The organism is Hymenobacter sp. R533113 (assembly GCF_056835965.1).
This window is the reverse complement of record NZ_JAKWBD010000001.1, coordinates 418705-434323: the sequence shown is the minus strand read 5'-3', so window position 1 is coordinate 434323 and position 15619 is coordinate 418705. Positions and strand designations below refer to the sequence as shown.

The 15619-nt window shown below is 56.7% G+C and carries 9 protein-coding genes; 6 read left to right on the top strand and 3 right to left on the bottom strand.

Going from position 1 to position 15619, the window contains the following annotated elements:
• Positions 1 to 54 precede the first annotated feature (54 nt).
• Together MKZ35_RS01965 and MKZ35_RS01960 are read left to right on the top strand one after the other, a co-directional pair.
• Entirely contained in the window at positions 55 to 2046 is a 1992-nt protein-coding gene (locus MKZ35_RS01965; RefSeq protein WP_482512247.1) for an MG2 domain-containing protein, read from the top strand.
• A 5-nt stretch (positions 2047 to 2051) separates the two neighbouring features.
• Positions 2052 to 5216, top strand: coding sequence for an alpha-2-macroglobulin family protein (locus MKZ35_RS01960; protein WP_482511547.1), 3165 nt, complete (start codon positions 2052 to 2054; stop codon positions 5214 to 5216).
• Between the two features lie 901 nt (positions 5217 to 6117).
• Here the strand turns inward: MKZ35_RS01960 and MKZ35_RS01955 are convergent.
• Entirely contained in the window at positions 6118 to 8850 is a 2733-nt protein-coding gene (locus tag MKZ35_RS01955) for a S8/S53 family peptidase (protein WP_482511546.1), read from the bottom strand.
• Positions 8851 to 9670: 820 nt separating this feature from the next.
• Between MKZ35_RS01955 and pbpC the strand changes: the two genes are divergently transcribed.
• From pbpC to MKZ35_RS01935, 4 genes are all read left to right on the top strand, one after another.
• Complete coding sequence (gene pbpC, locus MKZ35_RS01950) at positions 9671 to 11137, top strand: penicillin-binding protein 1C (RefSeq protein ID WP_482511545.1); 1467 nt, start codon at positions 9671 to 9673, stop codon at positions 11135 to 11137.
• A gap of 40 nt (positions 11138 to 11177) precedes the next feature.
• Positions 11178 to 12101 (top strand): penicillin-binding protein 1C, encoded by a 924-nt coding sequence (locus MKZ35_RS01945; protein ID WP_482511544.1) that lies wholly within the window; start codon positions 11178 to 11180, stop codon positions 12099 to 12101.
• Between the two features lie 256 nt (positions 12102 to 12357).
• The gene (locus tag MKZ35_RS01940) at positions 12358 to 12915 is read left to right on the top strand and encodes a YMGG-like glycine zipper-containing protein (RefSeq protein WP_482511543.1); all 558 of its coding nucleotides are present in this window, start codon (positions 12358 to 12360) and stop codon (positions 12913 to 12915) included.
• An 88-nt stretch (positions 12916 to 13003) separates the two neighbouring features.
• Positions 13004 to 13468, top strand: a complete 465-nt coding sequence (locus MKZ35_RS01935) for a YybH family protein (protein WP_482511542.1) — start codon at positions 13004 to 13006, stop codon at positions 13466 to 13468.
• 86 nt (positions 13469 to 13554) lie between these two features.
• Here the strand turns inward: MKZ35_RS01935 and MKZ35_RS01930 are convergent, their stop codons facing one another.
• Both MKZ35_RS01930 and MKZ35_RS01925 read right to left on the bottom strand, forming a co-directional pair.
• The gene (locus tag MKZ35_RS01930) at positions 13555 to 13956 is read right to left on the bottom strand and encodes a DUF779 domain-containing protein (RefSeq protein WP_482511541.1); all 402 of its coding nucleotides are present in this window, start codon (positions 13954 to 13956) and stop codon (positions 13555 to 13557) included.
• Between the two features lie 105 nt (positions 13957 to 14061).
• Positions 14062 to 15588: an aldehyde dehydrogenase family protein gene (locus MKZ35_RS01925; RefSeq protein WP_482511540.1), complete on the bottom strand. Its 1527-nt coding sequence runs from the start codon at positions 15586 to 15588 to the stop codon at positions 14062 to 14064.
• Positions 15589 to 15619 lie beyond the last annotated feature (31 nt).

Sequence of the window (15619 nt, the reverse complement as noted above, 5' to 3'; positions counted from 1 at the left end):
CGGGCGGCGCAGGCGTATTGGGGGCAGAGTCGGCGGGCGGCGGGCACGGCGGAAATGCGCGCTACTTTGCGGTTTAACTACCTGGTGCAGCCGGGCGAAGTAAAGTCTCTGCTGAAAGTGAGCCAGGAGGGGCAGCCGGTGGCGTTTGAGATTACCGCCACCCAACCCGACAGCACCGTGGGCGTGACCCTGACCCAGAGCGTGCGGCCGGGCAGCCCGTTACTCTTGGAAGTAGCGCCGGGTCTGCGGGCCGTGGGCGGTGATCAGCCCACCCAAAAACCACTCACGGCCCAGGCCGCCGTGCCCAGCCAGGAAACCCTGCTGGTGCGCGAAGCGACGGGTGCGCTGGTGGAGGGCGAGCCGGTGATTACGGTGCTGACCAGTCAGCCAGTGGTGGCGAGCGAGGTGGAGCGCCTGCTTTCGGTGCAGCCGATGGCGACGTATACGGTGGAGGCGCTGGAAAGCGGGTTTACGCTGAAAGGCAGTTTTGACGTTGATAAAATCTACCAGATCGGGCTGAATACCGGCATTCGGGGGGCGCTGGGTGGGCAGCTGGAAGCGGCGTTTGCGCAGTCAGTTTCCTTTGTGGATGAGCGGCCCAGCCTGGCGTTTGCCCACGGCGATAAGTCTATGTACCTCAATGCGCTGGGGGCGCGCAACCTGGGTTTGCGGGTGTCGGAGGTGGAGAAAGTGAAGGTGACCATTGCCAAGGTCTACGCCAACAATATTCAGCACCTCTTGCGCAGCGGCCGGCAGTACGGCTACGGCGGCGGAGCAGATGACTACGAAGGTGGCGGCGAGGGCGAAGAAGGCGAATACGAAGACCGTTCCTACAACTATTACGACACCGAAACCCTGGGCAATGTGCTCACCGAGCGCACTTATACAGTGGCTGGCTTGCCCAAGCAAGATGGTTTGCGGCTGCTGAATCTGAGCCTGAAAGACCTGGAGTTTTCGGGGCCGCTGAAGGGGCTGTACGTGGTGCGGGTGCAGGATACGGAGCGGCAGTGGCTGCAAGTAAGCAAGCTGGTGGCCGTGTCGGATATCGGGCTGATCGTGAAGCAGGGCCTGAAGGGGCGGACGCTGGTTTTTGCCAATTCCATCCGGTCGGCGGTGCCGCTGGGGGGCGTTTCGGTGCGCTTCGTGAGCAGCAACAACCAGGTGATTAACTCCAGTACTACCAACCGCGACGGCGTAGCGGTATTTGACAGCACGGCGGCTACGTCGCGCTTTCGGCTGAGCCTGATTACGGCCCAGAAAGACGCCGATTTTACCTTCCTGAACTTACCCCAAAGCCGGGTCGAGACCTCGCGCTTCGACGTGGGCGGGCTGCAAAGCAACGCCGCCCGCTACCAGGCCTTCCTCTACGGCGACCGGGACCTCTACCGCCCCGGCGACACGGTGCGCACCAACACCATTGTGCGCACCGAAACCTGGCAGGCTCCACCCGCGAATCTGCCGGTAAAGCTGCGTCTGCTGCTGCCCACGGGCAAGGAATACGCGAGTCTGCGCCAGAAGCTGTCGGCCGACGGGGCGTTTGAGTCGCGCTTCATTTTGCCCCCCGCCATCATGACCGGCCTCTACACCCTGGAAGTGCTCACCGGCAACGACGTGCTGCTGACCTCGCGCCAGATCAGCGTGGAAGAATTCATTCCCGACCGCCTGAAAGTAACCGTGCAGGCCGCGCCCACCGTGGCCCGGCCCAGCCAGCCCGTGGAGGCTCAGATTACGGCTCTCAACTTGTTCGGTCCGCCGGCCGCCGACCGGAAGTTTGAGGTGGAGTTTTCGCTCAAGGAAAAACTTTTAAGCCTAAAAACTTCCCCAATTACACCTTTCAGATCAGCAGCGGCAAGCGGCGGCGCACGGGCGGCGGCTACCAGGAAGCCACGCCCATCTCCGACCGCTTCGAGAAAACCACCCGCGAAGGCACCACCGACGCCGCCGGCCGCGGCACCGCCACCTACGAAGTACCCGACTACACCGACCTGGGCACCCTGGAAGGCGCGGCCTTCACCACGGTTTTCGACGAGTCGGGCAGGCCGGTGAATCGGTTGGCGACCTTTGAAGTGCAAACCCAGCCGGTGCTGTTTGGCATCCAGAACCTGCCCGAGCTGGTGAGCACTCGTCAGCCGGTGACAACGCAGCTGGTAGCCCTCACGCCCCAGGGCCAGCCGACGAGCGCGCCCGCTGAGGTGCGCGTGGTGCGCCTGCTCTGGGAAACCGTGATTGAGCGCCAGGGTGGCCGCTATATCTACAATTCGCAGAAGCGGGAAGAAGTAATGAGTACCCAAAAACGCACCGTGGGAGGTAATTCGGGCCCCGCAACGGCCTTCAGCTTCACGCCCACCTACTCTGGCGAGTACGAGGTGCGCGTGGGCCGGCCGGGGGCCGCCACCTACGTGGCCAGCCGCTTTTACGCCTACGGCTTTGGCGACACCCAGAGCAATTCCTTCGAGGTAAACAACGAGGGCGAAGTCACGATTGAGGCCGATAAAGCCAAATATCAACCCGGCGAAACGGCCAGCCTGCTGCTTAAAACGCCCTTCCCCGGCCGCGTGCTCGTGACCGTGGAGCGCGACAGAGTGCTGAACCATTTTTACGTCAACACCGACCAGAAATCGGCGCGGGTACGCATCCCGATTAGCAGCGGCCATGTGCCCAACGTGTACGTGACGGCCACCGCCATTCGCGCCATCACCGATAACCGGTTGCCGCTCACGGTGGCGCGGGGCTTCGTGCCCTTGGTTGTGGAAAAGCCTGATACTAGGCTTCTTATTTCTATAAAAGCCCCCCAGCAGAGCCGTTCGCAAACTTGGCAGACCATTGAGGTGACCACTGCGCCCCGCGCCGCCGTGACGCTGGCCGTGGTGGATGAGGGCATTTTACAGATGAAGGATACCCGCACGCCCGACCCCTACGGCTACTTCTACCAGAAGCGCGCCCTGGAAGTGCAGGCCTACGACGTGTACCCCTTCCTGCTGCCCGAGCTGGGGGGCAATTCCAGCACCGGCGGCGACGGCTACGACCTCGGCCGCCGCACCACGCCCGTGCCCTCGCGCCGGGTGCAGCTGGTAGCCAAATGGAGCGGCATTCTCCGCGCCGATGCCCAGGGCAAAGTGCGCTACCGGGTGCGCGTGCCGCAGTTTTCGGGTGCCCTGCGCGTGATGGCCGTGGCGTACAAGGGAGCAGCGTTCGGGGCCGCCGAGCACATCCTGCGCGTCGCCGATCCGGTGGTCATCAGCACCAGCCTCCCCCGTTTCTTAAGCCCCGGCGACACGATTGACGTGCCGGTAACGCTGACGAATACGACGGACAAACCACTTAAAGTTAAATTAGACTTGACTACTAGGGGTAACATTAGAATTCCATCAACCTATGAATCCAGATTTAAAGGCCGCTATTTTATATTCTCTAAACTCTTTGACACTGAATACAACCATGAACTAGTATTGCAGCCCAACCAGGAAAGCCGGTTTGTATTTAGTGGTGCTTATGGAAAATCGGTTGGTGAGGGTTCAATAGAAATTACCGCTGAAGTCATAGCGGGCAATTTGCCCAAGCCAGAGAAAAACCCTGTTCAACCGGAGAGAACAGGATTACAAGTTTCTTTTTCCGAAGAAGTAACTATCCCCATCCGGCCCGCGTCGCCGCTGCAGAAGCGCACGGGCTCCGGGGTAGTGGCTAGGGGGCAAATGCAGAGCCTGAATCTGAAAACCGACTTCCTGCCGGCTTCCCTGCGGAGCCAGTTGGTAGTCAGCCGCTCGCCCATGACGGAGTTTGCCAAGGACCTGCGCTACCTGCTGCAATACCCCTACGGCTGCCTGGAGCAAATCGTGTCGGCGGCGTTTCCCCAGCTTTACTACGGCGACCTGGCTGCCACACTGAGTCAGCAGAAAGGCCAGCCAGCCAAAGCCGCGGGCTACAATCCGAACTACCACGTGCAGGAGGCCATCCGCAAAATAGAGGCCCAGCAGCTTTACAACGGCTCGCTCAGCTACTGGCCAGGGGGCGACTACGACAACTGGTGGGCCACCACTTACGCCGCCCATTTCCTGCTCGAAGCCCAGCAAGCCGGCTTTCAGGTAAACAAAGCCGTGCTCGACAAAACCCTGGCTTACCTGCAATTCCGCCTCCGCAAGCGCGAAACCGAGCCCTACAACTACCTCGACGCCCAGAACGCGATTCACCTCCGCACCATCGCCAAAAAGGAAATCGCCTACTCGCTCTACGTGCTGGCCCTGGCCGGCCGCCAGGATGCTGTAGCCCTGAATTACTACAAAGCCAACCGCCAGCTTCTCTCCCAGGATTCGCGGGTGCTGCTGGCCGCCACCTACGCTCTGAACGGCGACCAGCGCAGCTTCCAAGCCGTAATGCCCACCCGCCTCGGCACCGAAACCGCCGCCCGCCGCCAGCTCGACGGCAGCTTCTCCTCGCCCCTCCGCGACCAGGCCCTCACCCTCAACGCCCTGCTCGCCGCCGACCCCACCAATCCCCAAATTGCCCCCCAGGCCCGCCAGCTCAGTCGCCAGATGAAGCAGGCCGGCTGGCTCAACACCCAGGAGCGGGCTTTCGGCTTGTTGGCCTTAGGCAAAATAGCCCGCCAAAACGCCCGCAGCACCGCCACGGCCACGCTGCTGGCCGATGGCAAAAAGCTGGGCGAGTTTTCGGGTAAAGACCTCACGGTAAACAACGTAGCCAACCGGGCGCTCAGCCTGCGCACCAGCGGCACCGGCAGCCTCTTTTACTTCTGGGAAATGGAAGGAATCAGCGCTGGGGGGCAAATTCTGGAGGAGGACGCCTACCTGCGCGTGCGCCGCCAGTACCTGAACCGGGCAGGACAACCCATCGGCAACACCTTCCGGCAGAATGATCTGGTGGTCGTCAGAATCACCCTGCAAGCCCCCGACGCGGCCGGCGACGTACCCAACGTGGCCATCACCGACTTACTACCCGCCGGCCTGGAAATCGAGAACCCACGCATCGGGGCTATCCGCGACATCACCTGGGCCACCGATGCCGCCCAACCCGACTACCTCGACCTCCGCGACGACCGCCTCAACCTATTCACCACCGCCACCGCCGAGCCCAAGTCCTTCTACTACGTCGCCCGCGCCGTCTCGAAAGGCACCTTCCAGCTAGGCCCGGTAAGCGCCGACGCTATGTACAACGCAGAATATCACAGCTATAATGGGGCTGGAATTGTGCAGGTGCGATAAAAAATGTAATCGAACAATGGCTCTGTTGAAATTTTTTGCAATCTTATTATTAGTTGGAACAAGCTATGTATTAGCCTTAAAAGCGTTACGAAAAAGACGAAAACCGGTCTGGTTGGAATGGCTTCTCACTATAGCTACAGCACTCTTTTTTACGCCCTTATTGATCTTATTCGCAGTAGGAATTTGGGGAACACTTACTTTTTCTTATCCTCATCGGTCGTTTGATCAGAAGCGTTGAGCTACATCAGAAGATAGCCGTTACGAAATGGTTGATGATTTACTTAATTCTGGAAAACTGATAGGTCTTTCGAAGAAGCAAGTAGCAACAATATTGGGCGAACCTATTGACTTTGAAGGCGACCAATGGCTTTATGAATTAGGATATGAACCAAGTTTCATACAAATAAATCCGAGCGTTTTATTTATCAGATTTCAGGATGAGAAAGTAACTCAGTGTTACGTGGAACGGGACTGATATTAAGCTCTAACGCCATATCTGTTTTATTCGCAATGCTCGTTTGTCTATAGGTATATGCTTCACCCTGACCTCTTGGATCGTCTAACAAGCTCATCAGAAGCTTTTTCCAAGCTTCAATCGTACACACCTTCACTACTCATAGACACAGCCGACGGCTTAGCAAGCGCCGGCTGTCCTGTTGTTTATCCAGTCCTATTTCGTGTGCGACTTATGAAACTGCTGCTTCCTCTTACCTCTGTACGCTTTTGGTTTCTCGCGCTCGTGCTAGGGGGCTTTTTCCTTTACTCCGGTCTGCACCAGAATCTTGAACCACCTCGATAATGCTTAAAGCCAATTGAGATTCTTTGCTGCATTTAGCAAAACCCAAAAAAGAAGCCTGCTCCGTGGAGCAGGCTTCTTTTTAAGCAATTCTATAAAGCAGATTTACTGCACTACCAAGCGCTTGGTGGTCATGTTCGCCCCAGTTTTCACCTTGTACAGGTAAGTACCGCGCGATAAGTTGCCAGCGTCGAATTTCACCTGGTGGTTGCCGGCTGCTTCCGAGCCTGACACCAAGGTCTGTACTTTGCGACCCATCGTGCTGAACACTTCCACACTTACCGGGCCTTCTTCGGCTACGTAGTAATTGATGGTGGTTGTGCCGGAGAAGGGATTCGGATACGCTACCGTTTCCTGGGCTACTGCGCCCTTGGTTGTAGTGGCAGCACTCGTGCTAGCCTGAGCGGTGGGCTGCGTCTGGGCGTTATACTGTGGGAACGTGCGGCTCACAATCACGGCAAAGTCGGCGCGGGTTACGGTTTGCGCGGGCTTGAAGGTAGCCTGAATGGTCGGCTGCAAATCGAATGGGCCTTGCTTTACGGTGTAGTAAGCATTGATCAGGTTCAGTTCCAACGCTATGCTCACATAGCCTTCCAGGCCAGCTGGGATTTTGGAAGCATCATCAACGGCGATGGTTTGGCCATTTACCTGCACTGTCACTGGCTTACCGTTGCGCTCCAGCGCAAACTGCTGGAAGCCTAAGCCTTGCACGAGCGAATAAGCTAGCTCAGCGCGGCTAACAGTGCCGCTTGGCGCGAAAGTGCCGGTGGCCGTGGGCCGCATTACGCCGTTGAACTGGTGGAACCGGTCGCGCTGGGCGGCGCCCTTGGCGGCTACAGCTTCAGTGAGCAGAATATCATTGGCCGTGGTTACGTCCGAGAAGGTACGCGTGCCGCTAGTGGGCAAAAACTGACGGATGCCTTGGCCCATCAGCAGGTAATCAGCCAGCTGAATGCGGGTTAGGTTAGCGTTAGGCTGGAACCCTGTAGTTAAGCCATCAACTAAGCGGCTGGTAACGGCCATTTTTATGGCAGCTTCAGCTGGATGGCCTACGATGTCGGCTAGGTTAGTGGTACCGCTGGGCGTTAGGAGCGAAATATTACCCGTTACCGTTTCAGGAGCAGCCACGCCGCGTACCCCTTCTACCCGCACAGTCCAAGTGCCGGCAATGGGAGAGGCAACGGCTACGCCCCGGTCGGTAGTAAGGGTGAACGTAACAGGCGTGCCGGAGGTATAGCGAACCCCATTCGGATCAATCAAAACCAGGTTTGTGAGGTTGCCCGTTTCGCCTAAGAGGCCTCTGGAAGAAATTTTAACCTCCACGCTGTTAGTGCCCGGGTTTACGGGGAAAGTAAGTGAGTTACCCGTGGTCAAAATGGGGTTGAAATTGAGCGTAAAAGGAATGGTGGTGGTTTGTGCATTTACGCTGCTGTTGAAGCGACGAGTAGCATTCACCGTCGAGCCAAAGTTGGAAGAGCGGAAGGCCTGATCCACGGCAGCAAAGGCATTTACGTAGCCCGCACCCACTTCCCACGACTCATGGCCGGGCATGTTGGTGGCCGTTTTCATCAGCAGCTCCTTTACTTGGGCTGGCGATAAAGAAGGCTTAGCTTCCAAAATAAGAGCTACAATACCTGCTACGTGCGGCGTTGCCATGGAAGTGCCGCTGCTGTGCGTGTAGAATGGAATCTGGCCGGGAGGAAGTACTTCAGCATCCTGCTGTGCACCCAATGAAGACACCGGAGCAATAGCGCGAGTGGAAACGACATCTACGCCAGGAGCTACGATAGAGGGCTCATTCTTGAAAGTCCAGGTTTCGCCATCAACGGTGAACGTGCCTCGCTCACCGCGTACACCGCGCGACGAGAAGTCGGCCAGCAAGCCGTTGCGGTCGCCGGCGCCTACCGAGATAGTCCAGGGGGCAATTGCGTAGGGGTTATGCGTATCAGCGCTGGGGCCTTCATTGCCGGCCGCAAATACGACTACCATACCACGGTCGTAGCACTTCTTGGTCACCACATTGATCGGTTGATCAGGGTTGAAGTCACCGCTGGTGCCGAAAGAGTTGCTAATAACGCGGATGTTGTACTGAGCCTGGTGCGTAAGAGCGTAGTCGAAACCACCAATGGCGTCGAGCACAAGCAGCGCACCGCCCGAGCCGTAGCCCAACAGCGAAGCGCCGGGCGCTACGCCCTCATATTTGCCCCCCGACTTAGCGCCATTGCCTCCCACGGTACCCGCGCAGTGCGTGCCGTGGCCAGAGTTGGTATCCGTGTTTGGCACACCTTCTACATAAGTAACGGGCAACATGGCATCCACCGAGTTCAGGTTTGTGGAGCCCAGCGTATTCTGTACCAGGTGCGAGCCAAACTTGATATCGTCGTGCGTACCATCCACGCCGCTATCATTGATAAGAACCCCAATGCCTTTTCCGGATACGGGCGTGCCGCCGTTGCGGGCAGTTGTCTCCTTATCGGTGCGCAGGCGCTTTACGCCGGTCAGGTTGGTGTCGTCGAAGTTGTAGTAGTCGAGCTTCTTGTTGATGTAGAGCGAGCGTACCTGCGGATTGCTGGCCAGAGCATCCACTTGACTGGCGGTTGCCAATACCCCCGCGATTGGCAAAGCCCGAAAGGTGATGCCCCTGGTAATGCCGAGTTGCTGAAGCAAGCTCAATTGGGTGGCTTGCGGCGCACCATCACCTTTAAAGGTGACAATTACTTGCGCCAGAGGAGTGGTTTTGAGGGCGGCGCGCAACTCCGGATCAACCGTTGCCTGCCCAAAAGATGTGCTGACCTTGAGGCCAATCACAAGGAGGGTTACTAAGAATTTGCCTTTCATGTAGTGGTTTGGAATAGAGAGAGGTTGATGAGAGAATGAAGCAGGTGGGAAATGCTTTAAAAAAGGCGGAAACACGAGGTACTAAAAGAAAAATGTGCTTGGTCAGCCTTACACCTACGCTACTACTTACGATGGATGTTTTATGAGCGGATTTACTCTTGATTTATAAAAATTTTCTACTTTATTTTTATCAACTGTAACCTTTATAAAACTAAATCGTGAGGCACTTTTTTCTAAAAATAAAGGCAGCATTTCTTCTTTGTAAGAAGCCTTTGCAGTGATGCATTAGCCATTTTTTTACTTTTATGAATTGATTTACAGTTATTTGCAAATAAATTCATAATATTTAAGGGTCTATTATCATTACAAGGTTACGGACTTGGCACAAGCGTAAAAAGGAAGATAAAACAAATTTTGTGACGTAATTAATTATGAATCTTTATTAAATATTAACACTGGAAATACTGCGCTGAAATCATCGGATTCGTGCCCAAACGCATTTTATTAACTTCCATAAGAAGGAGCGCTACGTTGTTTCTTACCCGAATGGATTTACTTAAATGCGCTTATTTATCCTGTGCAAAAGGAAAAAATACCCCCTATTTGTGACATATGATTTCGGTTATTTTTGACCCTACACAACCGACTGTAGGTGCGAGTGAAACACCACAGGGCTTCGCTTTTTTATCAGGTAAGCCAGCCTTCGCTCTTTTCACTGCCTCTGATGGCCTCCGATGATTTGATTACTTCCCCCAAAAACTAGCGCTAATCATCGGCGCCGGGTGCTGTTCTTGCAAGCTGCGCACGGCTATATTTGGCTATGACTTGGCGAACCGCACTGTACCTACTAGGCACCCTCTTGGCGGGGTTGCTGACGTTGCTTTGCTTAGACCGATTCTTTCCTCTTCCGCCCGCTCCACAGTACTCGCCCATTGTGTTGGCCGCTGATGGCTCGGTGCTGCACGCCTACCTCAACCCCACCCAGAAGTGGCGGATGAAGACCGAGCTGCGGGAGATAACGCCGGTTTTGCGCACTGCCATTATCGAAAAGGAAGACCGCTATTTCTATTATCATTTCGGCGTCAATCCGCTGGCAATTATCAAAGCTGCGGCGCGTAATCTGTTTAAAGAAGGTCGCACTACAGGCGCCAGCACTATCACGATGCAGGTGGCGCGCCTGCTGGAGCCCAAGGAGCGCACCGTGGGTAACAAGCTGCTCGAAATGCTGCGCGCCGTGCAGATGGAAGCGCATTATAGTAAAGACGAAATCCTGCAGCTGTACCTGAACCTGATACCCTACGGCGGCAACGTGGAAGGCGTGAAGTCAGCGGCGCTCCTCTATTTCCAACAGACTCCCGATTACCTTTCCCTGGCCCAAATCGTGACGTTGGCCATCATCCCGAACCGGCCTACGGGTCTGGTTTTAGGCAAGCACAACGCGGCTATTCTGCAGGAAAGAAACCGTTGGCTGCGGCGCTTTGGGGGGCAAAATCTGTTTCCCAAACAGGATGTGGATGACGCGCTGCTGGAGCCGCTGGAGGTGCGCCGCCACGCTGCGCCCGCCCTCGCGCCGCACTTGGCGCGGCGTCTGGTGGTGCGTTTTCCGGGCCAGGCTACCATTAGCTCTACGTTGCAGCGGGCCAAGCAAGCCAAGGCCGAAGACCTGACCCGTAACTACGTGCGCCGCCTGAACTCGCTGGGTATCAGCAATGCGGCGGTATTAGTCATTAATAACCGTACCCGCGCCGTGGAAGCCTACGTGGGGTCCGCCGATTTCGGAGATGCCGCTAACCAGGGTCAGAACGATGGCGTGCAGGCCGTTCGCTCGCCGGGCAGTACGCTCAAGCCGTTTCTTTACGCCTTGGCCCTGGACCGTGGTTTGCTCACGCCCAAGCAGCTGTTGCCCGACGTGCCAACCAACTTCTACGGCTACCGCCCCGAGAATTTCGATAAGCGCTGCCACGGCGAAGTAACCGTAGAGCGGGCGCTGGCTTTTTCGCTCAACATACCGGCCGTGGGTGTGCTGGCCAAACTAGGCGTCCCCACTTTTACCGACAAGCTCACTCAGGCTGGCTTCCGCCGCGTGGCCCACGATGCGCCGCACCTAGGTCTGAGTACTATTCTCGGTGGCTGCGGGGCGACGCTGGAGGAACTGACTAACTTATATGTGACGCTAGCAAATGGCGGGCAGTATGCGCCCCTGATGTGGACCTTCCTTAGCTCCAATGATTGGCCTCACCCCCTAGCCCCCTCCAAGGGGAGAGGGGGAACTAGCAATAAAAACTAGTAACCTAGAGAAAAAGGCTAGGCTAGTTCCCCCTCTCCCCTTGGAGAGGGGGCTAGGGGGTGAGGCCTCGTTGAACAGCCAGCTAATCTCCGAATCGGCCGCCTACCTCACTACCGACATCCTCGCCCAGCTCATCCGCCCCGACTTGCCCGTGGGCTATGAAACCAGCCGGCGCTTACCCAAAATTGCCTGGAAGACCGGTACCAGCTACGGCCGCCGCGACGCCTGGAGCATCGGCTACAACCGCGAGTATACCATTGGCGTGTGGGTAGGCAACTTCAACGGGCACGGAGTGCCGGCGCTTACCGGCTCGGAGGTGGCTACTCCCCTGCTGTTCGACTTGTTTAATGCACTAGCCTACAACTCGCCCAACAACTGGTTTTTGCCCCCCAGCATCCTCGACTTTCGGTTAGTGTGCGCCGAGAGCGGCCGACCGCCGGGCGAGTATTGCCCCAACCAGCTCATTGATTATTTCCTGCCGGGCGTGTCGTCGGGGAAGCGCTGCCAGCACCAGCGCGAAGTACTGCTAGCGGCTGATGGGGCGACGGTGTATTGCCGGGCCTGCGCGCCAGCGGCCGGTTTTCGGCGCGAGCTATATCCCAATTTGCCCCCCGGCGTAGCGGCTTTCCGCGAAACGCAGGGTCTGCCCTACCGGCGTCTGCCACCGCACAATCCGGCTTGCCAACTGGTGCGGGGCGGCGCCGAAATGGCCCCCAGCATAGTGTCGCCGCTGGCGGGCACCGATTATGTGCTCAACCGGGGTGAGGGGCAGCAGTTACTGCTGAGCTGCACGACCGACAGTGAAGTACGACAGGTGTACTGGTACGTGAATGATGAGTTTCTGCGTGCCGCACCGGCTACCGAGCGTGTCTTTTTCCGGCCATCGGTGGGGCCATTGAAAATCTCCTGCGCCGATGACCATGGCCGCAATACGGATATTCAGATCACCGTGACGGAACTCTAGAAAGCCTTTATTTCTGCCGTTCATTCTCTGATTTATTGTTTACAAAAACAGCACTTTAAGAGCAAAAAATCTCGGAGATTTTCTCCTTAAAAGAGAGCTAAATACTCATCTTATCTGTATTTTATTTTAAATTATATAATTATTTTTGCATTATACTCCGTTCATGGCTGTAGCAATGGATGAGCTGTTGTGGCATGGTGCTTGTATTTACCTGCTAAGAATTTGTATAAAATCTCCCAACCAAAAGAATCTGGTCATGAAAAAGCTCAGTTATATCACCGCTCTGGTTCTGCTGCTCACGGTGACATTTAGCAGCTTCGCTCAGGCTCAGACCAAAAAGCCCTGGAGCCCCCAGGCTAAGGGTGCCATAATAGGGGGCGTAGGCGGCGCGGCCGCTGGTGCTATCATCAATAAGCGCAACCGCGCGGTGGGTGGCGTAGTTGGTGGCGCGGCTGGGGCTGGCGTAGGCTATGCCATCGGTAAGCGCACCGACAACAAGCGCAAAGAGGCTGCCCGCGTGGCGGCGGCCAACCAAGCTGCTGCTAACCGCGCCGCGGCCGACCGCGCCGAGCGTGCCGCCCTGGCCCGCCGCGTAGAGGCTGCCGAGAAGAAAGCTGCTGTAGCCACTGCTCAGAAATCACAGGCTCAGCAATACCCCATGATGGCTAATGGCTTCGCTGCCACTGCTCCTATGATGCTAATGGGGGCTGATGGTGCTCCTACCGCTTCAAATGCCGCTTATCTGCCCAATGAGTCATATGGCGAGCGTAACACGCCATATCCTTCTTCGGAAGTGCGCCGGAAGAGCTGGTAACTTCGGAATTTTTCTACTTTCGCCGACCCTAGCTTTATGCTGGAGTCGGCGAATTTCTTTACAATCTTCATTCTAATACTTCTTTTTTATGAAATCCTATCTCTGGATTTTGTCCGCTACCGTACTTCTGACGGCATCCTGCACTAAAACTGATGAGAAAGACTCCGCCGTGAATGCGCAGGCGCTCAATCAGCAGTTTATCAGTGCCTGGAACAGCAAAAATGCTATTCAGCTGGACACCTTATTTGCCGATGATGTGCATTTCCTGCAAGGTGAAGCTCATTTTCAGGGCAAGTCGGAAGTTGCCAACCGCTGGGTGCGCGAAACGATGGGCACCATATCTAATCTGCGCACCAACGTGGTAAGCTCCGGCACCGACGCGCAGATAGCCTATGAGGCCGGCACGTACTCGGTGGATGTAGAACCCTCAACTCCGGGTGCGCCCCTGGGCGAGGGCGAAGGCAACTTCATTCTGCTCTGGAAACAGAATCCGAAAGGCAGCTGGAAACTGAGCTACGCCCAGCTCGAAGGCTTGCCAGTGCGCGTTAAATAGATAACTTGGTCTGTCCTCGTTAATACTATGCATAAAAAAGCCCCCCACAGTCAGCTGTGGGGGGCTTTTTTATGTTTGCGCTCTCGCTACGACTCGGTAGCGCGGGCCAGGTACTCTTCCCCGTCCAGCACGGGCTCCATATGCTTCGACTCTTCTTCCGTGAAGAGCCGGGAGCGAATCAGAAAGCGCACGCCGAGCGGAATTTCGAGCGAGAAGCTGGCGCCCCGCCCCTTCGTGACATCAACCGTGAGCTGGGTGTGCTGCCAGTACTCAAACTGACTGGCACTCATAAAGAAGTCGCAGCCGTGAATAGTGCCCAGCCACACGTCGGAGCCGCCTACTCGGAACTCGCCCGCCGCGAAGCACATGGGCGAGGAACCGTCGCAGCAGCCGCCACTTTGGTGAAACATCAGGGGGCCGTGCTCATCGCGGAGCAAATCAATGGTGGCTTCGGCGGCGGCGGTTACGAGGACGCGGGGAGTGGACATTGGTGAAAGGTGAAACAGTGAGATGGTGAAATAGTGAGTCCGACGTTCAACTTGGCCAATAAGAACATGAAGCTCACCATTTCACCATCTCACTGTTTCACGATTTTAAAAGAAGCCCAGCTTCTGCTGGCTGTACGAGATGAGCATGTTCTTGGTCTGGCGATAATGCGCGAGCATCATCTTGTGATTTTCGCGGCCAAAACCGGACGCCTTATAACCGCCAAAAGGCGCACCGGCGGGATAGTCGTGGTAGCAGTTGACCCACACGCGGCCGGCCTGAATGGCGCGGGGCATCTTATACAACTCGTGGGCGTCGCGGCTCCAGAGGCCGGCGCCGAGGCCGTAGAGCGTGTCGTTGGCCAGCTCAATGGCTTCGTCGTTGTCCTTGAAGGTGGTCACCGACAGCACTGGGCCGAAGATTTCCTCCTGGAAGATGCGCATTTTGTTGTGCCCCCGGAAGATAGTGGGCTGAATGTAGTAGCCCTCTGTTAGCTCGTCGTGCTCCTGGGTGTGGGCCTCGCCGCCTACCAATACTTCGGCCCCTTCAGCCTTGCCAATTTCGAGGTAGCTCAGGATTTTCTCGTACTGATCGTTCGAGGCCTGGGCGCCCATCATGGTATCCGGGTCGAGGGGGTGGCCGAGCTTAATGGCTTTCACGCGCTCAATCAGGCGGGGCATGAATTCGTCGTAAATGTCTTCGTGGATGAGCAGGCGCGACGGGCAGGTGCAGATTTCGCCCTGGTTCAGGGCAAACATGGCTGCGCCTTCCAGGCACTTGTCGAGGAAGTCATCGTCGTGGTCCATCACCGATTTGCAGAAGATATTCGGCGATTTGCCCCCCAGCTCCATCGTGACGGGAATAATGTTCTCGGCGGCGTATTGCAGAATGAGGCGGCCCGTGGTTGTCTCGCCCGTGAAGGCTACTTTTTGCACGCGCTTGTTGCTAGCCAGCGGCTTGCCGGCTTCCAGGCCAAACCCGTTCACCACGTTCAGAACACCAGCGGGCACTACATCCTGAAGCAGCTCCATGAGCACCATAATAGAGGCGGGCGTTTGCTCGGCGGGCTTCACGACCACGCAGCAGCCGGCGGCCAAGGCGGGCGCGATTTTCCAGGTGGCCATCAGCAGCGGGAAGTTCCAGGGAATAATCTGGCCCACTACGCCCAGCGGCTCCTGAATCACAAGGGAAAGCGTGTTTTCATTTAGCTCCGTGGCCGAGCCTTCTTCGGCCCGAATCACGCCCGCGAAGTAGCGGAAATGGTCGATGGCCAGAGGTAGGTCGGCAGCCATGGTTTCGCGGATGGCTTTGCCGTTCTCCACTGTTTCCACGGCGGCCAGATGCTCCAGATTCGCTTCCATGATGTCGGCAATCTTGAGCAGCACGTTGCTGCGCGTGGCGGGCGAGGCTTTGCCCCAGGTTTTGAACGCTTCGTGGGCCGCGTCCAGCGCCAGCTCAATATCTTCCTTGGTGGAGCGGGCTACTTTACAGAACGCCTTGCCATCGATGGGCGACGGGTTGTCGAAGTACTGGCCCTTCACCGGGGCTACCCACTTGCCCCCAATAAAGTTGTCGTAGTGGGATTTGAATTGGGGGCGAGCGATGAGCGTGGTGGGATTTTCTAACGTTTCCATGCGGTGAGAGTTATGAATGAAACACTTAGCC

Excerpts from the sequence above, each read along its gene's own strand:
- MKZ35_RS01925 (WP_482511540.1), bottom strand. The coding sequence starts at position 15,588 with ATGGAAACGTTAGAAAATCCCACCACGCTCATCGCTCGCCCCCAATTC.
- MKZ35_RS01965 (WP_482512247.1), top strand. The coding sequence starts at position 55 with ATGCGCGCTACTTTGCGGTTTAACTACCTGGTGCAGCCGGGCGAAGTA.
- MKZ35_RS01935 (WP_482511542.1), top strand. The coding sequence starts at position 13,004 with ATGAAATCCTATCTCTGGATTTTGTCCGCTACCGTACTTCTGACGGCA.
- MKZ35_RS01930 (WP_482511541.1), bottom strand. The coding sequence starts at position 13,956 with ATGTCCACTCCCCGCGTCCTCGTAACCGCCGCCGCCGAAGCCACCATT.
- MKZ35_RS01940 (WP_482511543.1), top strand. The coding sequence starts at position 12,358 with ATGAAAAAGCTCAGTTATATCACCGCTCTGGTTCTGCTGCTCACGGTG.
- MKZ35_RS01955 (WP_482511546.1), bottom strand. The coding sequence starts at position 8,850 with ATGAAAGGCAAATTCTTAGTAACCCTCCTTGTGATTGGCCTCAAGGTC.
- pbpC (WP_482511545.1), top strand. The coding sequence starts at position 9,671 with ATGACTTGGCGAACCGCACTGTACCTACTAGGCACCCTCTTGGCGGGG.